Here is a 20078-nt window from a genome sequence, read left to right on the forward strand (position 1 = left end):
CCTACGGGGTTGCCACGGCGCTCTCCGTCCCGGGCTCGGGCATGGCACGCAGCCGGATGATGGGCGACATGAGCAGCGGGATGACCATGGCCGCGGAGCAGAGCGCGAGGACGACGAGGCCGTTGCGCAGGCCGAGGGCCCCGCCGAGCAGACCGCCGCACAGCCCGCCCAGGGCTCCGCCGCCGAACAGCAGCGTGCGGAAGGCCGCGTTCATGCGTCCCATCAGCGACTGCTCGGTCAGGGTCTGACGTAGCGTCAGCTGCACGACGTTGGAGAGGCCGCTGCCGAAGTAGCTGATGAGCAGGGACAGGATGAAGGTTGCGATCATCACCGGCCTGGGTCCACCGGCGACGATCAGGAGGAGGGGGCCCGCGTAGATGCCGGTGAGGGCGACACCGTAGACCAGGCCGGTGGGAAAGCGACGGATGATCGCCGCCGACCCGAGGGCGCCCAGGAGAGCTCCTACGGATGACACCGAGTAGACCAGGCCGATGAGCTGGGGGGTCAGCCCCTTCTCCCGGACTCCGTAGAGAAGGAAGAGCGTGGAGACGCTGGTCAGCGAGAAGTTCGTGAAGGGGGCGAGCAGGGCCAGGGGTCGCAGGAGGTGGTGGCCGAAGACCCAGCTCACGCCTTCCTTGAGCTCGCGTCCCAGGTGGCGCTCGGTCGCCCTGGGCGGGGCGGGCTCCTTGGTCCGGATCGTCAGGAGGCTGATCAGGGAGGCCAGATAGGACACGGCGTCCAGGACCAGAGCCGTCGGGGGCCCGAGCCAGCCGACGAGGACCCCGGCCACCCCGGGGCCCGCCACGTCCGACGTCGACTGGGTCACGCCGAGCTTCTGGTTGGCCTCGACGTAGAGCCGCCTGTCCTTGACGAGGGTGGGCACGAAGGACATCCAGCTGACGTCGAAGAGGACGGAGCAGGTGCCCACCAGGCAGGCGATGAGCAGCAGCCCCTCGACGGTCAGGAGGTGCAGGGCGGACAGCAGCGGGACGGAGGCGATCAGCACCATCCTGATCGCGTTCGCCGCCAGCATCAGCGGTTTGCGCCGACTGCGGTCGACCCAGACACCGAAGAGCAGGGAGAGGAACAGGTAGGGGGACAGCTGCAGAAAGCTGAGCAGACCCATCTGCTGGGGTGTCGCGTCGTACACCAGGACCGCGGTCAGCGGCAGCGCCAGATTGGTGATCTGCGCTCCGAACAGGGAGAACGCCTCGCCCGACCAGAAGGTGAGGAAATCACGGCTGTGCCACAGACTTTTCGGCGGGGTTTCCGACTGCCTCACAAGGGCCTTCTCCGTGTCCTTCGACATCAGCCGTCACCACCGCCCGGGGAACGCTGGGCACGGGACCCACATAAGCCGACGACCCTGGAAAAGAGCCGGCCATGACAACGGAGCATCGCCCATCCCCCTGAAGCGCACGGATTTCGAATCGCCGCAAGGAAAATAACGGCAAAGAATGCTGATGGTTCCACGCTGAGCAAGTGTGCCGGGCTTCGCCTGCCCGAGCACCCACCGCACACACGGAGGAACCGGCTATTGGCCGAAAGTGAACATCACGGCGCGTACGGGCCCGGGCGGGCCGAGGGGCCGATCCGTTCGCCGTCGAGTGCTACGGGCCAGCTCACCCTGCCTGGCGGCCCTTTTGTCCTCGTGTCGCGCACGGGAAAAATCATGAACCGAGCTCTCGGCGGGCCGAATATTTTCGGTAACGGTGTCGATCAAGGTCCGGCCGCAAGGGGCCTTATCACGCTTTCCGGCTCATTTCCGCGTCGGCGGCGCCCGCGGCAATACCGCGGGAGAACAGGTGATGGACCACCGAAAGACGTATTGCTCTTCTTCCGGCCGGCCGGCCCTCGGACGGCACCCCGCGGTGCCGAGTTGCCGGTGCGAGGACGGACGGGGCCGTGCCCGTCCAAGATCGGTTCGGGATGACCGGCGAGCCGCACGCGGTCGGGGCCGCCGATCCTCCGTGGCCGTTCTCCATGAAACGGCGATCGGGGGGTATCCGGACGTCAGGACCGGAAAGCTCACGCGACGGGGTGACCACCATGAACGACCGCATGCTGATGACGCTCTCACCGGACGGGGAAACCCGTACCGATTACGTATGCCGACCGGAGAAGGCCGCCGACGCGCGGGACGCGGTCAGCAGCTTCGTGGCACGACTGCACCCCGCTCCGGCCACGCACGTGGTGCAGAACCTGCTGCTCCTCGTCTCGGAACTGGTCACCAACGCCGTCCGGCACGCCGGAGCCGTCACCGCTCTGTGGCTGACTGCCGACCGCACCGGCGTCCACGTCCGGGTCACCGATCCGAGCCCGGCGCACCCGCAGGACCGGACGCCCGATCTGACGGGCCGCACCGGCGGCTTCGGCTGGCCGATGGTCCAGCGGCTGGCCCAGGAGGTCACGGTCCGCGATTCGGCGGACGGCGGCAAGGTCATCCTCGCCACCGTGCTCCGCTGACCGCACATCGCCGACCCCGCGCAGTGAGCCGGCTCCGGCGGCGACGGGCGCCGATCGTGACGTATCGATAGAATCCAGACATGGGAGAGCGGCCCGCAGCGCCGACGGCGCCCGAGCTCGTCCTGGAGACCGACCTCGGCTCCACGGTGATGAGTCCGAGCCGGGACTACCGTGTCGGACGCGACCCCGAGAGCGACATCGTCATCGACGACGCCCGGGTCTCCTGGCACCACGCGGTGCTCCATCCCGAGGACGGTCACTGGACGCTCCAGGACGAGGACAGCACCAACGGCACCTACACCGGCGGCCACCGCGTCCATGAGTCCGGCGTCGGCGCGGGCACCGTCATCCACTTCGGCAACCCGGGCGACGGCCCCCGCGCCGTGCTGCTGGGCCGCGAGCCCCCCGCCCGCCCCGCCGCGGACCGCCCCTCGGCCGTCTCGGTGCCCGCCGCGACCGGCACCTTCCGGCAACCGACCACCGTACGGCCGCTGCCCGCGAGGACCGTGCGCATCGGCCGCGACAGCGGCAACGACCTCGTCATCGACGACCTCGTGGTCTCCCGGCACCATGCCGAACTGCGGGCGCTCCCCGACGGCCGGCACGAGATCGTCGACCTCGGCAGCCACAACGGCACCTTCCTCAACGGCCAGCCGGTCACCCGGGCGGTCGTCGGCGCCGGCGACATCGTCGGCATCGGCCACTCGGCGTTCAGCCTCGTCGGCGATGTGCTCCAGGAGTTCGTGGACACCGGTGAGGTGTCGCTGGACGTCCAGGACCTGGAGGTCACCGTCGGCAAGGCGGGCAAGGGAGGTAGGACGCTGCTGGACGGGGTCTCCTTCCCCGTCGGCGAGAAGTGCCTGCTCGGCGTCGTCGGGCCCAGCGGCGCCGGGAAGTCGACGCTGCTCAACGCCCTCACGGGACTGCGCCCGGCCGACTCCGGCACCGTCCTCTACGACGGCCGTGACCTCTACCGGGACTTCGCCGAGCTGCGCCAGCGCATCGGCCTCGTACCGCAGGACGACATCCTCCACTCCCAGCTGACCGTACGCAAAGCCCTCGGGTACGCGGCCGAGCTCCGCTTCCCGCAGGACACGGCGAAGGCGGAGCGGCAGGCCCGGGTCTCGGAGGTCATCGATGAGCTGGGTCTGGAACAGCGGGTGGACCAGCCGATCCACAGCCTCTCCGGCGGCCAGCGCAAGCGGGTGAGCGTGGCCCTGGAACTGCTGACGAAGCCCTCGCTGCTCTTCCTGGACGAACCGACCTCGGGGCTCGACCCGGGGATGGACCGCTCGGTCATGCACATGCTGCGCGGGCTCGCCGACGACGGCCGTACGGTCATCGTCGTCACGCACAGCGTGCTGAGCCTGGAGGTCTGCGACCGGCTGCTCGTCCTCGCGCCCGGTGGCCGCATCGCCTACTACGGCCCGCCCGAGGACGCTCTCGCGTTCTTCGGCTTCCAGGAGTGGCCGGAGGCGTTCGAGGCCTTCGAGAACGACCGGGACCGGGACTGGGCGGCCATGTACGCGGACTCGCTCTTCCACCGGCGGTACATCGTCAACGCCTCGGCACAGCCCCAACTGCCTCCGGCCGCGCCCGGGGCCTTCGTCGCTCCGCCGCCGAAGACCCGTAACTGGGGGGCCCAGCTGGGCACCCTGGTCCGCCGGTACGCCTCCGCGCTCGCCGCCGACCGCACGTTCCTGATCATCATGATCGCGCTGCCGTTCGTCATGGGAGCGATGGCCCGCGCCCTGGCGGGCAGCCGGCTCACCCAGGAGACGGCGATGAACGCGCTGCTCATCCTGTGTGTGGGCGGTGTGCTGACCGGTGCCGCCAACGCCGTACGGGAGCTGGTCAAGGAACGGGTGATCTACCGGCGGGAACGGGCCGTCGGCCTGTCCAGATCCGCGTACCTGATGTCGAAGATCGTGGTGCTCGGGACCATCACGATCCTCCAGGCCATCGTGCTGACCCTGGTCGGTCTGGTGGGCGCCGACCTCGACGCGCCGGGCGGCGAAGGCGTGTTCCTGCCACCGCTCGCGGAGATCACCCTGGCCGTCGCCCTGCTGTCGTTCACCGCGATGATGCTCGGCCTGCTGGTCTCCGCGCTGGTGCGCAAGGAGGAGGTCACGATGCCGCTGCTCGTCCTCCTCGCCATCGTCCAGGTGGTGTTCTGCGGGGCCCTGCTCAAGCTGAACGGGGTGCCGGGTCTTGAGCAGCTGTCCTGGCTGATCCCGTCGCGGTGGGCGCTGGGAGCGATGGCCGGCACGATCGACCTGGCCCGGATCGTGCCGGGCGATCTGACGTCCGACCCGCTGTTCGGGCACTCTGCGGGGGTCTGGCTGCTCGACATGGGGATGCTGGTCGTCCTCTCCGCCCTCTTCGGATACCTGGTCGCCAAGCTGCTGCGGCGCCACGAGCCCGCGGTCATGCGGAAGTAAGGCGGTTCCATGGCGACCGAGGAATTCCGTCCCACCCATGTCATCCCGCCGGACGGGCTGCCCGCCTGGCAGGCGCCCGACGCCGCCCGGCCCACCGAACCGCTCGACGCCCTGCTGCCGGTGCGGTTGGTGGAGCGGCGCGGCGACTGGGCGTACGTCGCCTGCTTCAACGGCTGGGCGGCCTGGGTCGACGGGCGGCTCCTCGTCTCCGTACCGCGGACCCCTCCGGAACCCGGTCGGCCGCTCGCCCGCACGGCGGACCCGCGCCCCCTGCTGGCCCGGGCGGAGGAGGCCCTGAACCAGTACCGGCGCGCGGCGCAGGACCTGGCGGAGGGGCGCAGCGACGGGGAGAGCTTCCAGCAGCGGACCCGGGGGATGCGGGTGGGCATGGTCGTGGACGGGGAGTCGGTGTGGCTGTACGACGCCGAGCACGAGCGGTGGGTCTTCTGCGACGGGAAACAGCTGACCACGTACGCGGTGGAGTCGGGGCCGGGGTCGGGGGCGGGGTCCTCGGGGACCGGCATGGCGGGGCCGGAGCCCACCCGTGTCGTACCGGCCGATGAGCCCGAACCCCCGCGCGCGGGCTCTCCCGAAGCACCCGGACCCACCCGCGTCGTGGCCACCGAAGCACCCGGACCCACCCGTGTCGTGGCCGCCGAAGCACCCGGACCCACCCGTGTGGTCAGCCCCGAGGCACCCGGGCGGACCCGCCTGGTCACCTCCGACGACCCGCCGGGCGGCGGGGCGCCGGGGGACGCGGGGCGGTGACGGGTCATGGCGCCTCCGCCGCCTCCCCCGTCGCACGATGCCGCACTGCCCGCCGGGCGGGACGACGAGCTGGTCGGGAAGCGGATCGCGGGCTACCTGGTGGAGGCCGAGATCGGGCGGGGCGGCATGGCGGTCGTCTACCGGGCCAGGGACCTGCGGCTGGACCGGGTCGTCGCGCTCAAGCTGCTCGCCCCGGAGCTGGCCCGCAACGACACCTTCCGCCGGCGGTTCACCCATGAGTCGCGGGTGGCGGCCGCGATCGACCACCCCCACATCGTGCCGGTGTTCGAGGCCGGCGAGACGGAAGGGCTCCTCTACATCGCCATGCGCTATGTGCCGGGCGCCGACCTGCGCGTGCTGATCGACCGGCGCGGGCCGCTCGATCTGACCGCCGCCGTCCGGATCGGCGGGCAGGTCGCGTCCGCGCTGGACGCCGCCCATGACCACGACCTGGTGCACCGCGATGTGAAGCCGGGAAACATCCTGGTGGCGGCGGGGACCGACAGCGACCATCCGGAGCATGTGTATCTGACGGACTTCGGGCTGACGAAGAAGTCGCTGTCGCTGACGGGGTTCACCACGGTGGGCCAGTTCGTCGGAACGCTCGACTACGTGGCGCCGGAGCAGATCTCGGGGAAACCCGTGGACGGCCGGTGCGATGTGTACAGCCTGGCGTGCGTCGTGCAGGAGACGCTGACCGGGGCCCCGCCCTTCCAGCGGGACGACGATATGGCCCTGTTGTGGGCCCACCAGTACGATCCGCCGCCTGCGCCGTCCGGGCGGCGGCCCGGCCTGCCGGGCGCGGTGGACGGCGTACTGGCGAAGGCGCTGGCCAAGTCGCCGGACGACCGTTACGAGACCTGTCTGCGGTTCGTGGCGGCGCTGCGGGCGGCGGCGTCGGGGATCGCGGCCGGCCACCATGCGCCGACCCGGGTGGACGCGCGGGCCGGTTCCTGGTCCGCCGCGCCGGAGCCGCCGCCCCGGCCACCGCGCTGGGCCCGCCCGGTGTTCCCGGGGGCGGGGGAAGGCTGAGGCGGCGGTCGTTCAGGGCCGCGGTCCTTCCTCCGGCGGGATCTCGCCGTGCCGGTGCACCCGGGTGGCGGCGAGCCCCCCGAGGAAGCCGGCGACCAGGCCCCACAGGAAGGCGATGCCGAGGGCGGTCCACAGCCGGGGGCGCAGCGAGACCTCGCCGCCGAGACCGCCGCCGAGGTCCCCGATGCCCAGCAGGGAGAGGCCGTACCGGGCGGAGAGGGCGGCGGTCAGGCCGATGAGCAGCACGGTCAGGGTGAGCGCGACCGCCAGACGCAGGGCGTGCTGCCAGGGCCGCGTCCGGGCGGGCGACCGGACGGCCATGAGGAAGGCCGCGCCGAGCACGAGGAGGGCGGTGACGACGAGCAGCCACCAGACACGCCCGTCCTGTGCGGCGAGGGTGCGCAGATCGACGGTGGAGAGGTCGGGCGTACGCAGGACGGAGTCGAGCACCTGGGGCATCGGCAGTCCGAACGGGCCCTGCACCGTGCCCTCCCAGGAGGCGCCGAGGCCCAGGGTGAAGGCGGGCCAGACCAGGTTGGGCAGGCCGAGGAGGATCACCGCGAGGGTCTGGGCGGGATGCCCGCGCACCACCATCACGACGAGTCCGGCGACGACGCCCAGGGCCACGGAGACGAGGAGCAGCGCCACCACGGCCGAGGCGGCCGGGCGCACGGTCTCCTGGAGGCGGACCAGCCGGGGCGGGAGCGGCGCCCGGCGCGGGACGAGCAGCGCCAGGGCGAGGACACCGGCCAACCAGAGCAGGCCGAACAGCAGGGTCGGTGGGAGGTCGGCCCGGAATCCGATCCGCGCCGAGTCGCCCAGTACGTCTCCGAGGGCGTCCTCGGTGCCGTCGCCGGTACCGTCCCGGGTTCCGTCGCCGGTGCGGCTTTCGGCCGGGAGGGTGAACGTGTGCCGGGCCAGGAGCGACAGGACGACCAGCACCGCGGCCCACAGGACGGCGACACGGCCCGCCCAGCCCGCCAGTTCCCGTCCGCCGGCGACGGCCCGGTGGCGCAGGGGGCGGAGAAACCCGTGGGCGATGAGCAGCGCACCCGCCAGCGTCACCGAGAGCGGGAGCACCGAGAGGCCCGCCCGCGCCCCCACGAGGGACCCGGCGTCGCCGGCGAGCGAGACGGAGCCGCCCGCCGCCATCACGACGACCGCGGCCGTCACCCGCGGGAAGGCGCCGCCGGGCAGCCCGGCCGCACCGGCGGCCCACAGGCCGAGGGCCGCGATCGCCAGCATGGCCAGGGTCCCGGCCAGCACCGCCACAAGTGCGTCGAGCCAGCCGTGCGACGCGCGTGTCGCGCTGTTCTCGTCGTTGCTCGCCGGGACTTCCACGCTGCCACGCTAAGCAGAGGTCCAGCACTGCGCCCTCCGGAGAAGCGGTTGCCCCCTCCGCTTGCGGGGAGCGCGCGGGCGGGAAGGACAATAAGGGCGATAAGACCCGGATCACCCCTCTATGCCCCAGGAGCGGGCGCTGGGGTCCGGGACGTGTCCCAACCTCGGGGAGCAGAGCCCGTGAGTGTCCAGCCGCCGCCCTCCGGCCGCCCCACCGGGCCGCCTTCCGGTCCGCTCTCGGGCCCCTCACAGCCCGGTTCCACGCCGCCGCCCCCCACGGTGCCCGGCACCCCGCCCGGTCCGTCGAGCGGCGGGGATCACGGCGGTCCGCAGGGGCCTGACGGGCCGGGCGGCTCCGGTGGCGGCCGGGGCGGTCCGGGAGACTCCGGCGGTGCGGGAGGCGGCTCCGGTTCCGGTGCCGCTCCCGGCCCCGGGCGGCCGTGGTGGCGCTCCGTACCCCGGATCGCCGCGATCGCGGCGGCCGTCGTCGTGGCCGTGGTGCTGGTCGTGTTCCTGACCCGCCCCGAGAGCGGCGGCGGTCCGAAGGCGGGCGGCGAGATGTTCCTCCAGGCGGCGGGCTCCTCCGGACCTGATCCGTTCACGGAGTCCACGGCGCGGGAGAGCGACCCCGAGCCGGGCAGCGCCTCGCCCACCGCCGTCCCGAGCGCCTCGGCCACGGGGTCACAGGTGACGCGCGGAGTGGACGGCGCGGCGCCGGGCCTCTACGGGGGCACCCGTGAGGTCGCCAGCTGCGATGTGGAGAAGCAGATCAGCACGTTGCGGGCGGCTCCGGACAAGAACCGGGCGTTCGCCTCCGTCCAGGACGTCGAGCCGTCCGCCGTACCGGACTTTCTCCGCTCCCTCACCCCCGTACAGCTGCGCAAGGACACCCGCGTGACCAACCACGGCTTCCGGGACGGAAAGGCGACGCCCTATCAGGCGGTGCTCCAGGCCGGTACGGCGGTCCTGATCGACGACCGCGGGGTGCCCCGGGTGCGATGCGCCTGCGGCAATCCGCTGCTGCCGCCCGTGGCCCAGGAGGACACCCCGAAGCAGACGGGAAAGGCCTGGCCGGGGTACCGGGCGTCGGAGGTGGTCGTGGTGCAACCCTCGTCGAAGCCGGTGGACGAGTTCGTCATGGTCGATCCGGACAACGGTGACTGGTTCACCCGTCCGGCGGGAGACACCGGCGGCGGGGACAAGAAGACCGATCCGCCCCGGTCCTGCCCGCCGGGCTCCGGTGGCGACCCGAACCGTTCCTGTCCCCCGAGCCCGGGTGAAGTGCCGCCTCCTCGGGACAACCCGCGCCCTCGGGACAGCGACACCACACCTCCAAGCGACCGCGAGCCGGCCCCGAAGCAGGACAGTCCGCCCACGCCCGAGCCCGACACCGAGCCCGCGCCGCCGGACGACCCGCCGCAGCCCGAGCCCGACACCCAGCCCGCCCCGCCGGAGGAGGAACAGCCGCGGGAGCAGCAGCCGGACACCCAATCGGCACCTCTGCCACCGGACCCGGAACCGCAGATCGGATCGCCGGCGGCACGGTCGCACGGCGCCTAGCGCACCGTCGCACGGCGCCCAGCGCCCGCGCGGAACGCCTACCGCACGACGTCCGGCCGGGGTTTGGCCCGCTTCCCTCCGCTTTCGGGTTCCGGGATCCGCGCCGGGGCTCCGGCCCCGTTCGCCGCCCCCAGTCCGGCCGCGGCTGCGGCGGCGTGCAGGGAGCGCAGCGCCAGCAGCAGGAACCCGATGTCGTCGAGGTAGACGGGGTCCGGCAGCAGGTCGACCGGAGAGACGGTGTAGACGACGGCCGCCCAGACGAGCGCCTTGTCGCGCAGCGGAACCCCCGCGTCGACGAGGAGCTTCCTGGCCTTGAAGACGCGCACCAGCAGTACGACGGCCAAGGTCAGCATGATCAGTACGGCGACGGCGCCGACAACGAGCCAGACGGTGGTGTCCATGGCTCATCGTCTACCCACTCGGCCACCGATGACGAGGATACGGGCGCGGTCTCGCCCATTCGCTGCCCGAAAGCCCGCCCGGGGGCCGGAGACCGCCCCCTGCCCGAAAGCCCGCCCGAGGGCCGGAGACCCGCCCCGGGGGCCGGAGCCCCGTCCAGGGGAGCGAAGACCCCTCCAGAGGCCCGGAGGCCCTCCCGGAGTTCCGGAAGGCCGGTCGTCGGGATCAGCCGGCGGTGTTCTTGGCACGCCTGCGACTGCGGCGCTTGAGGGCGCGCCGTTCGTCCTCGGCGAGGCCTCCCCAGACGCCGGCGTCCTGGTTGTTCTCCAGGGCCCATTCCAGGCACTGGGCCTGGACGGGGCAGGTCCGGCAGACCGCCTTGGCCTCCGCGGCCTGGACGAGCGCGGGGCCGGTCGTCCCGATGGGGAAGAAGAGGTCCGGGTCCTCGTCGCGGCAGGCCGCGTGTGTACGCCAGTTGTCCATGCTGCTCACTCCCGGTGTCGGTGTGTGCCGTAGGCGCTCGCCGTACGGCCGTACCGTGCGGGTGACCGACGATCGGCACCTCAAACACGTGGGAGCCGGAGAACCGGATCGGTTTCCGGGGCGGGGCGGTGCAGGGCGAGGAGGGCCTGGTCGTCCTGGATCCGGCCGCCGGTGTGGCGCCCGACGTCCTCGATCAGCAGCTGGAGGACCTGTCCGGGGGTCGGCGGGTCGCCGACGAGCGAGCGGTTGCGCAGGAGGTGGGGCAGGCGCGCGGCCGCGTCGTAGAAGACACCGGCCTCATCGCGGGCCTCGGTGACGCCGTCGGTGTAGCACAGGAGCGTGGAGCCGGGCGGGAAGGGAAACGTGTCGACCGGGAACGACCAGGTGCCCAGGGCCGCCATGCCGAGCGGGGGCGCCTCCTGGGACGGTTCGAGGACGGTGGCCCCGCCCCGGGCGTCCAGCAGCACCGGGGGCGGGTGGCCGCGGTTGACGATCCGTACGGCGTCGAGACCGGGGGTGAACTCGGCGATCAGCGCCGTGGTGAACCCCTCGTCCTGCTCCTGGCCGCCCCGGCGCCCGCCCTCGCGCAGCAGCGCCCCCTCCAGCGCGGTCACCAGACGGGGCAGGTCCCGCGCCTCGTCCGCGGCGTACCGGAAGGCGCCCAGGTCGGCGCAGACGGCGCTCACCGCGCCCAGTCCCTTGCCCCGGACGTCCCCGACCATCACGCGCACCCCGTGCGGGGTCTCCTGCACGACGTAGAGGTCGCCCCCGATCATGGCCTCGTCCTCGGCGGGGACGTAACGGGCGGCGACCAGCAGCTCACCCAGGCGCGACGGAGGTCTGGGCAGTACGGCGGCCTGGGCCACGGCGGCGACCTGGCGGGCGCGCCGGGTCCGGGCGCTCTGGCCCTCCAGGGTGCGGTGGATGAGGACGGCGAGCACGGTTACGGCCAGCAGGGTGAGCTGGTCGGCGATGCCCCGCTGCCAGCCGAAGGTGCCGTCGATCCAGGCGAGGACCGCGTGGACGGCCATCGAGAGGGCCCCGACCGCGATGATGCCGGGCAGGCTCAGCAGGGGTGCGGCGGCGACGGGCGCGGCCATCAGCAGGGGTGCGGAGGTCACGTCGGACGGGGTGACCAGGTCCATCAGGACAGCCAGCAGGATGACCCCGACCGGGATCCACCGGGCCCTGCGCCTCCGCACCACTCCCCCACGCTGTACGGTCCGGGCGCGCGGCGCATCCCGGCGGACCCCGTTCGGGAACCCGGGCGGGCGTCAGAGCGGCAGTGGGGTGCCGGGCGGCGGGGCGGCGGCGCACGCGGCGTCGAGCCGGATGCGGTGGGCCATCACGGCGTCCGGGTCGTCGATGAGGTCGACCCGGACCCCGGGCGTCTCCAGGACGGCCTGGTCACCGATCTCGGGGGCGGGTACCCGCAGCAGGTGCAGAGGCGGCATGGCGGTCATGGCGTGCGGCGGGTGGTCCAGCGGCACCACCTGGACGGTGACGCGCTGCTGCTCCATCGCCTCGGCCAGCGCCCGGCGTTGCCCGGCCATGGTCTGCGGGTCCCCGACCCGGGTGTACAGGGCTGCGGCCGGGAGCAGCGCCCACAGGGCCGTACCGCGTTCGTCCATCCGGCGCCGCCGCTCCCGCAGCAGCTCCACGCGGCGCTCCAGGCGGGCGGGGCTGTCGTCCGGATACCGCACCCGGTACAGGCCGGCGGCGTAGGCGGAGGTGCGCAGCAGCTCGGGTACGAGGGCCGGGTGCCAGGTGCGCACCAGGCTGGCCGAGGACTCGACCCCGATGACGTCCTGCTGCCAGCTCTCCATCGCGTCCCGCCACCGGTGCCACCAGCCGGGCAGGTTCGCGGCTGTGAGCCCGGCCAGGATCGGCTCGGCGACCGGGGGCGGGGCCCCGTAGCAGCGCAGCAGTTCGGCGACCTGCCGGGCGTCGAGCGCGGTCTCGGCCCGCTCGATCCGCCGTACGGTGGCGGGATGCGCGTCCAGGGCGTCGGCGGCGGCCCGGAGGGTGACGCCGGCCCGTTCCCGCAGCAGCCGCAGCCGGGCCGCCAGGACGCGGTGTTCCACGGTGGGACCGGAGCGGGGACGCATGGCGGTACCTCGTTCGTCGAGCCCCGGTGCGGAGCCTGGACACTCTGTCTCTTGCAAAGTATGCACTTTGCACCGAGAGTGCATACATGTCGGAAATAGTCAGTTGCGCGGAACGCGCCCCCGCCGGCGGGGGCGTCAGAGGTGCACACAGCTGGTGGGTTCCCCGGTTGCCCGGGGGCGTTCCGGAGGCCCGTCACCGGGTGCAGGAGGCGATGCGCGCGTGGGGAGAACCCGCGGAACGGATCGAGGCGGCGGCCCTCATAGTGACCGAGCTGGTCACCAACGCCGTGCAGCACACCAACACCCGCCGGATCCGCTGCCGGCTGCTCCGCTCGTCGGACGGAGTGCGGATCTGCGTGTGGAACCGCGGCCGCGCCCGTATCCCGGCGCCGACGCCCCCGGGTGACTCGGCGGGGCCGCCGGTCGCGGCTGCCCCGGCGGCGGCCGGGCCCGACGGCGACGATCGGCTCGACTGCCTGACCGAGGACGGCCGGGGGCTCCTGCTCGTGGACGCCCTGTCGGCCCGCTGGGGTACGCGCGTCGCGTCGGCCGGCCGGCTGGTGTGGGCCGACGTCTGAGTGCGTGCCACACGGACCGACGCCGTTCGTGCCACACGGACCGACGCCGTTCGTGCCACACGGACCGACGCCCGGGTACTACGCGACATGGGCGGGCGTACGGATATCGCCACGCGATCAGGGTCCGGGACTCCCCCGCGTGATCAGACGGGCACGGTTCGGCACTCCGGGTGACCCCAGCCGTTCGGGTTCTTGGCGATGGGCTCCTTGGCCGCGTACGACTTTCCGCAGTGGCACCGCCCCGCGAACCGCGCCTTGATCGTGCCGTTGGACGGCCGCCCGGCCCGCGACGCGCCTCCCGCGCCTCTCGCCTTCGCACCGCCCGCGCTGCCGTCCGCCTCCGTACGCCCCTTCGTGGCGCGCGCCGGGGAGGGGACGGGCAGGGCGGTCGCGCCGTGCTTCGTACCGGCCGCCCGCTGCGCCACCGCCGACTCGTCGGCCGCCTGGTCGGCGAGCGCGTTGAGCGGGTCGCCGCCCACCTGGTGGGCGGGCACGTAACGGAACGTCACGGTACGGGCGGCGAGCAGGGCGTCGATGCGGGTGACCAGCTCACGGTTGGCGACCGGCTTGCCCGCCGAGGTCTTCCAGCCGTTGCGCTTCCAGCCCGGCAGCCACTTGGTCACGGCGTTCATGGCGTACTGCGAGTCCATCCGCACCTCGACGCCGACCGCCGGGTCGGTGGACTCCAGCAGCTCGGCCAGCGCGGTCAGCTCGGCGACGTTGTTCGTCGTGGTGCCCAGCGGTCCGGCCTCCCAGCGCACGGGGTTGCCCTGTGCGTCGGCGACGACCCAGGCCCAGGCGGCCGGTCCGGGATTGCCCTTGGACGCCCCGTCACACGCGGCGATGATGCTCTCGTTCATCCCTCGATCATGCCAGTCGGGCATGACCGAGTCTTCAGGGCACGATCTAGTCGACGTATCCGCCGCCCACGCGTCCGGCCGCCCCGGTCGTCGCCGAGGCCTGCGGGGAGCTGAGGTGGACCACCAGGCCGGCGATCTCCTCGGGCTCGATGAGCCGCTGGAGCAGCGACTGCGGGCGGTGCAGTCGCATCAACTCGCGCTGCGCCTCCCAGGGGAGCGCCTGGTCGACCAGTTCGCGGACGAAGTCCTCGACCCCGCCGGTGTGCGTGGGACCGGCGATCACGGAGTTCGCCGTCACGCCGGTACCCGCGGCCTCCTTGGAGAAGCCGCGGGAGACGGCGAGCAGCGCGGTCTTCGACATGCCGTAGTGATCATCTCGGCGGGGATGACGATCGCGGAGTCACTGGCGACGTTCAGCACCCGGCCCCAGCACTGTCCGGTACCGCCTGTCTCCGCCGCCTGTTCCGTCTGCCCTGGCGTCGGCCGCTTCACGCGACCGCTCCGGCCCCCAGGCTCGCACCGATGGAGCCGTTCCGCGCGTCCCGTTGACCTCAACCATCCATGAGGTTCTAGCGTTCTCAGCAGTCCGCACCACCAGGCCAGCAGAGTTCGGAGCGCCCCATGGACATGGAAGTCACCGCGTGGTCGTCGCTGCACAGCGCGATGAACGCCGAGCAGGACCGGCGGCCCTTCTCCCGGGTGACGCTACGCCGCATCCTGGTCTTCGCCCGGCCCCACCGGAGCCGCATCCGCCGGTTCCTCCTGCTCAGCGAGTCGTCACCGCGCTGCTCGCGGTGGCCACTCCGGTGCTCGCCGGGCGGGTCGTCGACGCCATCGTGCGGGGCGCGGACTCCGGGACGGTCACCCGGCTGGCCCTGCTGATCGCCCTGATCGCGGTCGCCGAGGCCGGGCTCGGTCTGCTCACCCGCTGGCTGTCGGCCAACCTCGGTGAGGGGCTGATCCTCGATCTGCGCACCGCGGTCTTCGACCATGTGCAGCGGATGCCGGTCGCCTTCTTCACCCGCACCCGGACCGGCGCCCTGGTCAGCCGGCTCAACAACGACGTGATCGGCGCCCAGCGCGCGTTCAGCAACACGCTCTCCGGGGTCGTCTCCAACGTCGTCACCCTGCTGCTGACGCTCGGCGTCATGCTCACGATCTCCTGGCAGATCACCCTGCTCTCACTGGTCCTGCTCCCGGTGTTCGTCGTGCCGGCCCGCCGGATGGGGGCCAGGATGGCCGGACTCCAGCGGGAGGCGGCCAACCACAACGCCTCGATGGGCACCCAGATGACCGAGCGGTTCTCCGCCCCCGGCGCGACCCTCGTCAAGCTGTTCGGCCGCCCGTCGCTGGAGTCCGCCGAGTTCGCCGGGCGGGCCCGCCGGGTGCGGGACATCGGGGTCCGCTCCGCCATGGCGCAGTCCGCGTTCATCACCGCCCTCACCCTGGTCTCCGCCCTCGCGCTCGCCCTGGTCTACGGGCTCGGCGGCTACTACGCGCTGCGCGGCACCCTGGAGCCGGGAGCCGTGGTGGCGCTGGCCCTGCTGCTGACCCGGCTGTACGCCCCGCTGACCGCGCTGGCCGGGGCCCGGGTCGAGGTGATGAGCGCGCTCGTCAGCTTCGAGCGGGTCTTCGAGGTCCTGGACCTGAAGCCGCTGATCGCGCAGAAGCCGGACGCCCGCGAGGTGCCGGAGGGACAGGTCTCGGTCGAGTTCGAGAAGGTCTCCTTCGGCTACCCGTCCGCGGACAAGGTCTCCCTCGCCTCGCTGGAGGAGGTCGCCACGCTGGACGACCGGGGCGGCACCCCGGTCCTGCACGAGGTCTCCTTCCGTGCCGGACCGGGCCAGATGATCGCCCTGGTGGGCTCCTCGGGTGCGGGCAAGTCGACGATCGCGCAACTGCTGCCCCGGCTGTACGACGCGGACTCCGGTTCCGTACGGCTGAACGGGATCGACGTGCGCGATCTCAGCGCCGACTCGATCCGCGACACCCTGGGCATGGTCACCCAGGACGGGCACCTCTTCCACGAGTCCGTACGCGCCAACCTGCTCCTCGCCCGGCCCGACGCCACCGAGGACGACCTCTGGGACGCCCTGCGCCGTTCCCGGCTGGAGGGGCTGATCGCCTCGCTGCCCGAGGGGCTGGACACCGTGGTCGGCGAGCGCGGCTACCGGCTCTCCGGGGGCGAGCGCCAGCGGCTCACCATCGCCCGGTTGCTGCTGGCCCGTCAGCGGGTGGTCATCCTGGACGAGGCGACCGCGCACCTGGACTCCACCTCCGAGGCCGCCGTCCAGGAGGCCCTGGCCGAGGCGCTGGAGGGGCGGACCGCCGTGGTGATCGCCCACCGGCTCTCCACCGTACGGGCGGCCGACCAGATCCTCGTCGTCGAGGCGGGCCGGATCGTCGAGCGCGGCACGCACAGCGAACTGCTCGCGGCGCGCGGGCGGTACGAGGAGCTGTACCGCACCCAGTTCGAGCGGCCGTCGGCGGACGAGGCCCAGCCGGTCGGCTGAGCCGGACGCGGTCGCCGGTGGGCCCGATACGGGTCAGCGGCGGACGAGGCGGGGGCGTCCCGCGGCGCGCAGGCGCCGCAAGGCGTCCCCGCCGCAGCTGCGCCACTGGTTCGGCGAGACCCGGGGGCGGTGCCCGCCGTTGGTGACGAGCGCGTTGACCGAGGTCATCGGGTCCGCGGCCAGGGACTTGGCGAGCAGCACGCCGACCACCAGCGGGAGCAGGGTGACCGCCAGGGCGGTGCCTGCGGTGGTGACGTGCTGGATGCGGGGGCGGCGCGGCGCTGCGGGGTCCATGGCCTCATTCGAACAGCGGTGGGTCCGCGGAACATCGCGGAAGGTACTCAGCGGCCGCCGCCCCGCATACTCAGGTGCCCCTACGGGGACGCTGGGGACGCGGCCCCGGGACGCCGCCGGACCACGGGAGGGCCACGCCGATGAGTGACAGCGACGGACCGCCGGCAAAGCGCCCGAGCGGAGTCCCGGCCGCGGGCGGGGGCCACGGGCTTCCCGCAGCGGCGGTGTTCGACGCGCTGGGCGCCGCGTACGAGCGGGCGTTCGCCGGTTCGGCCGCCCACCGGGCCTCGCTGGACCGGCTGCTGGAGCAGCTAGCGCCGGGCGGGCGGGTCCTGGACGTGGGCAGCGGTACGGGTGTCCCGACCGCGCGGCGGCTGGCCGGGGCCGGACACCGGGTGGTGGGCGTCGACGTCTCCCCGGTGATGACCGCGCTGGCGGCCCGGCAGGTGCCGGACGCCGAGTTCCGGTGCGCCGACATCCGGGGGCTGCGGTGGACGGACGGGGAGTTCGACGCCGTCTGCGTCTACTTCTCGCTGCTGCAGATGTCACGTGACGAGCAGAGGGAGCTGCTGGGCCGGCTGGCCCGGGCGGTGCGGCCCGGCGGTCGCCTGGTCGTGGCCACCGTGCCGGTGGACGTGGCGGCGGTGAGTGCCGTGTTCATGGGGCAGCCGGTGGTGGTGTCGAGTTTCGGCGAGGAGGAGTTCGCCGCTCTGGTGGCCGGCACGGGGTTCGAAGTGGAGGAACGGCACAGCGTGCTGTTCACCCCGGACCACCCGGCGGGCGCACCCGAACCGCACCTCTTCCTGCACTGCCGTCGCAGCTGACGCCCCTGCCCCCACGGGTTTCGCAATCACAAAGAACAAGCCGAATGAATGACAAGAATGGCGCATTCGCGCTCCTTCACAAGAAGGTAATGCGATAGCAAAGTTCTGGTCTATATGCTGAGCTGTAGTCGGATCCGTTCCGAGCGCCGGCCACGCGCCGCAACGGGCCGAATGTTCGTCGAAGTGCGAGGTGGGACACCATCCCTCCTCCGAACGTTCATACGTATTTAAACAGCGCATTCGTCAATATGACCCGACCACACCGCTCCCCGGCGCCGCCGGATGCAGGAGGCAGGCCACCCATGAAGTCCCCTGTCGTATCCGCCCGGACTTTCACCGAGCACGACGCCGCGAACGCAAAGGATGCCGCGTGCCCCACGCACGGCCGGCCTCCCAGACCTGCCCGTGCGCGAGCCGCGGCCTAGTGCAGCCCGGCTCGATCAGCGTTCACCGGCCGGAGAGCGGCCCGTCGTGCGGCCGCCTCTGACGGCTTCCCGCCCCCACCCATCCGTGCCCGGCCCCCCGGCCGGGCACGGATCTGACCCTCAAGGGAATCGTCACCCGTGATCTCCGTGAAGGAACTCAAGAACCCCCACGTCGTACGACGCGACCTGCTGGCGTCACTCGTCGTCTTCCTGGTCGCCCTCCCCCTCTGCGTCGGCGTCGCCGTCGCCTCCGGCGTACCGGCCGAGCTCGGCCTGGTCACCGGCATCGTCGGCGGCATCGTCGTCGGCTTGCTGCCGGGCAGCAGACTCCAGGTCAGCGGTCCCGCCGCCGGCCTCACCGTGCTCGTCTACGAGGCGGTCACGGAGTTCGGCCTCGCCACACTCGGGCCGATCGTCCTGGCCGCCGGTCTGCTCCAGGTGGTGATGGGCTTCGCGCGCTTCGGCCGCTGGTTCCGCGCGATCTCCGTCTCCGTGGTGCAGGGCATGCTCGCCGGCATCGGACTGGTCATCGTGCTGGGCCAGGTGTACGCGATGGCCGACACCGAGCAGCCGGGCACCGCGCTGGCCAAGCTCGCCGGTCTCCCCGGCCTGGCGGTCGAGATCGCCACGGACAACGAGGCCCTGACCGCCTTCGGCCTCGGCGCCGGGACCGTCGCCGTCCTGCTGGTCTGGCCCAGGCTCCCCGCCGCCGTACGGATCGTCCCCGCCCCCCTCGCCGCGGTCGGCCTGGCCACCGCCGTCGCCGCCCTGGCCGGACTGCGGCCCCTGGTGGCCGACGTGAACGGACTGCTGCACGCCATCGACCTGCCGGGCGCGGCGGACTTCGGCAATCTGGCGAACGTCGCCGTCATCGGTACCGTCCTCGCCTTCGCCCTCATCGCCTCGGCCGAGAGCCTGTTCAGCGCGGCGGCCATCGACCGGATGCACGACGGGCCCCGTACGGACTACGACAAGGAACTGGTCGCGCAGGGCGTGGGCAACACGATCTGCGGGGCGCTCGGCGCGCTGCCGATGACGGCGGTCATCGTCCGCAGCGCGGCCAACGTCCAGGCCGGGGCCACCACCGCGCTCTCCCGGGTCGCCCACGGGGTGTGGCTGCTGCTCTTCGCGGCGCTGCTCCCGGCGGCCATCGGCGTCATCCCGCTCGCCTCGCTCGCCGGGATCCTGGTGCACGCCGGGTGCAAGCTGGTGCCCGTGAAGGAGTTCGGTCCCCTGTGGCGCGAACACCGCGGCGAGGCGGTGCTGCTGGCCGTCACCGCACTGGCCATCGTGGTGACCAACCTCTTCGAGGGCGTGGTGCTGGGGCTGCTGCTGGCCGTGGTCAAGTCGGCCTGGGAGACCTCCCACGTACAGCTCTCCACCCGCACCCTGACCGGCGGCAGGGTCGTGGTGACCCTCACCGGCAACGCGACCTTCCTCCGGCTGCCGCGCATCCTGGAGCAGTTGGAGAAGTTGCCGCAGGACCAGCCCATGGAGCTGGACGTGAGCGGTCTGCGCCATCTCGACCACGCCTGCCGGGTGGCGTTGGAGAACTGGGCGCGCCGGCACAACGACGCGGAGACCGACCCGGTGACGATCCGCCGCTAGGCGGGTCCCAGGAGCCGGGGGGTCAGGCGGCGGTCCGGGTCGCCGAGCGCTTCACATAGGCGCCCGGCGTCTCGCCGAAGTAGCGGCGGAAGGCGAGGATGTAGCCGTTGGTGGAGACGAATCCCACCCGGGCGGCGACCGTGCTCACCATGTGCCCGGCGGCCAGCAGCTGCAGCGAGTGGTTGAGGCGCAGCCGGGTCCGCCACTCGGAGAAGGCCAGGCCCGTCTCGGCGCGGAAGGCCCGGCGCAGGCTGGTCGAGCTGGTGTAGAGGCTCTCGGCCCACTCGGAGGCCGTACGGGGGTCCCCCGGGTCGCGCATCAGCTCACCGGCCACGGTCGCGGCGGACCGTCCGGTGGGCTGGGGCAGCGGCAGTACGT

18 protein-coding genes and 2 pseudogenes are annotated in these 20078 nt (G+C 72.7%); 9 read left to right on the top strand and 11 right to left on the bottom strand.

From position 1 onward, the window contains the following. Position 1: 1 nt before the first annotated feature. Positions 2-1282, bottom strand: a complete 1281-nt coding sequence (locus ACIQAK_RS17920) for an MFS transporter (RefSeq protein ID WP_366389416.1) — start codon at positions 1280-1282, stop codon at positions 2-4. A 767-nt stretch (positions 1283-2049) separates the two neighbouring features. Between ACIQAK_RS17920 and ACIQAK_RS17925 the strand changes: the two genes are divergently transcribed. The 4 genes from ACIQAK_RS17925 (at position 2050) to ACIQAK_RS17940 (ending at position 6707) form a co-directional block, all read left to right on the top strand. Next, positions 2050-2466 carry an ATP-binding protein gene (locus ACIQAK_RS17925; protein WP_366389415.1) on the top strand — a complete coding sequence of 139 codons (417 nt, stop codon included), beginning with the start codon at positions 2050-2052 and terminating at the stop codon, positions 2464-2466. An 80-nt stretch (positions 2467-2546) separates the two neighbouring features. Beyond that, positions 2547-4907, top strand: a complete 2361-nt coding sequence (locus ACIQAK_RS17930; RefSeq protein ID WP_366389414.1) for an FHA domain-containing protein — start codon at positions 2547-2549, stop codon at positions 4905-4907. A gap of 9 nt (positions 4908-4916) precedes the next feature. Then, positions 4917-5675, top strand: a complete 759-nt coding sequence (locus ACIQAK_RS17935) for a hypothetical protein (RefSeq protein WP_366389413.1) — start codon at positions 4917-4919, stop codon at positions 5673-5675. A gap of 6 nt (positions 5676-5681) precedes the next feature. Continuing rightward, positions 5682-6707: a serine/threonine-protein kinase gene (locus ACIQAK_RS17940; RefSeq protein ID WP_366389412.1), complete on the top strand. Its 1026-nt coding sequence runs from the start codon at positions 5682-5684 to the stop codon at positions 6705-6707. A gap of 12 nt (positions 6708-6719) precedes the next feature. On the opposite strand, the gene ACIQAK_RS17945 is transcribed toward ACIQAK_RS17940, so the two are convergent. Then, positions 6720-8048 (bottom strand): streptophobe family protein, encoded by a 1329-nt coding sequence (locus ACIQAK_RS17945; RefSeq protein ID WP_366389411.1) that lies wholly within the window; start codon positions 8046-8048, stop codon positions 6720-6722. Positions 8049-8228: 180 nt separating this feature from the next. Between ACIQAK_RS17945 and ACIQAK_RS17950 the strand changes: the two genes are divergently transcribed. Then, positions 8229-9608, top strand: coding sequence for a DUF6777 domain-containing protein (locus ACIQAK_RS17950; protein WP_366389410.1), 1380 nt, complete (start codon positions 8229-8231; stop codon positions 9606-9608). Between the two features lie 38 nt (positions 9609-9646). On the opposite strand, the gene ACIQAK_RS17955 is transcribed toward ACIQAK_RS17950, so the two are convergent. From ACIQAK_RS17955 to ACIQAK_RS17970, 4 genes are all read right to left on the bottom strand, one after another. Next, on the bottom strand, positions 9647-10009 hold the full coding sequence (locus ACIQAK_RS17955; protein ID WP_366389409.1) for a DUF1232 domain-containing protein: 363 nt from the start codon (positions 10007-10009) through the stop codon (positions 9647-9649). 223 nt (positions 10010-10232) lie between these two features. After that, complete coding sequence (locus ACIQAK_RS17960; RefSeq protein ID WP_366389408.1) at positions 10233-10490, bottom strand: WhiB family transcriptional regulator; 258 nt, start codon at positions 10488-10490, stop codon at positions 10233-10235. Positions 10491-10570: 80 nt separating this feature from the next. After that, positions 10571-11695 (bottom strand): PP2C family protein-serine/threonine phosphatase, encoded by a 1125-nt coding sequence (locus ACIQAK_RS17965; protein ID WP_366389407.1) that lies wholly within the window; start codon positions 11693-11695, stop codon positions 10571-10573. A gap of 69 nt (positions 11696-11764) precedes the next feature. Then, a complete protein-coding gene (locus ACIQAK_RS17970) occupies positions 11765-12598 on the bottom strand; it encodes a Scr1 family TA system antitoxin-like transcriptional regulator (protein ID WP_366389406.1) in 834 nt (277 codons plus the stop codon). Positions 12599-12765: 167 nt separating this feature from the next. Here ACIQAK_RS17970 and ACIQAK_RS17975 point away from each other — a divergent pair, with 167 nt between their 5' ends. Continuing rightward, a complete protein-coding gene (locus ACIQAK_RS17975; RefSeq protein ID WP_366389621.1) occupies positions 12766-13176 on the top strand; it encodes an ATP-binding protein in 411 nt (136 codons plus the stop codon). 143 nt (positions 13177-13319) lie between these two features. Here the strand turns inward: ACIQAK_RS17975 and ACIQAK_RS17980 are convergent, their stop codons facing one another. The 3 genes and pseudogenes from ACIQAK_RS17980 to ACIQAK_RS17990 form a co-directional block, all read right to left on the bottom strand. Then, the gene (locus ACIQAK_RS17980) at positions 13320-14036 is read right to left on the bottom strand and encodes a ribonuclease H (RefSeq protein ID WP_366389405.1); all 717 of its coding nucleotides are present in this window, start codon (positions 14034-14036) and stop codon (positions 13320-13322) included. Between the two features lie 46 nt (positions 14037-14082). Further along, positions 14083-14477: pseudogene (locus tag ACIQAK_RS17985) on the bottom strand (SDR family NAD(P)-dependent oxidoreductase); the annotation flags it as partial. Positions 14478-14614: 137 nt separating this feature from the next. Beyond that, positions 14615-14785 carry a hypothetical protein gene (locus tag ACIQAK_RS17990; protein ID WP_366389637.1) on the bottom strand — a complete coding sequence of 57 codons (171 nt, stop codon included), beginning with the start codon at positions 14783-14785 and terminating at the stop codon, positions 14615-14617. On the opposite strand from ACIQAK_RS17990, the pseudogene ACIQAK_RS17995 reads away from it, so the two are divergent. After that, positions 14736-16549: pseudogene (locus ACIQAK_RS17995) on the top strand (ABC transporter ATP-binding protein). The gene ACIQAK_RS17990 and the pseudogene ACIQAK_RS17995 sit on opposite strands and share 50 nt — an antisense overlap. 33 nt (positions 16550-16582) lie before the next feature. Here ACIQAK_RS17995 and ACIQAK_RS18000 read toward each other — a convergent pair. Next, entirely contained in the window at positions 16583-16843 is a 261-nt protein-coding gene (locus tag ACIQAK_RS18000; protein WP_366389404.1) for a hypothetical protein, read from the bottom strand. A gap of 140 nt (positions 16844-16983) precedes the next feature. Between ACIQAK_RS18000 and ACIQAK_RS18005 the strand changes: the two genes are divergently transcribed. After that, a complete protein-coding gene (locus ACIQAK_RS18005; RefSeq protein WP_366389403.1) occupies positions 16984-17667 on the top strand; it encodes a methyltransferase domain-containing protein in 684 nt (227 codons plus the stop codon). A 563-nt stretch (positions 17668-18230) separates the two neighbouring features. After that, positions 18231-19700, top strand: a complete 1470-nt coding sequence (locus ACIQAK_RS18010) for a SulP family inorganic anion transporter (RefSeq protein WP_366389402.1) — start codon at positions 18231-18233, stop codon at positions 19698-19700. Positions 19701-19722: 22 nt separating this feature from the next. On the opposite strand, the gene ACIQAK_RS18015 is transcribed toward ACIQAK_RS18010, so the two are convergent. Further along, positions 19723-20034, bottom strand: coding sequence for a helix-turn-helix transcriptional regulator (locus tag ACIQAK_RS18015; protein WP_366389401.1), 312 nt, complete (start codon positions 20032-20034; stop codon positions 19723-19725). Positions 20035-20078 lie beyond the last annotated feature (44 nt).

The organism is Streptomyces sp. NPDC088706, assembly GCF_044752765.1.
Taxonomy (GTDB): Bacteria; Actinomycetota; Actinomycetes; order Streptomycetales; family Streptomycetaceae; genus Streptomyces.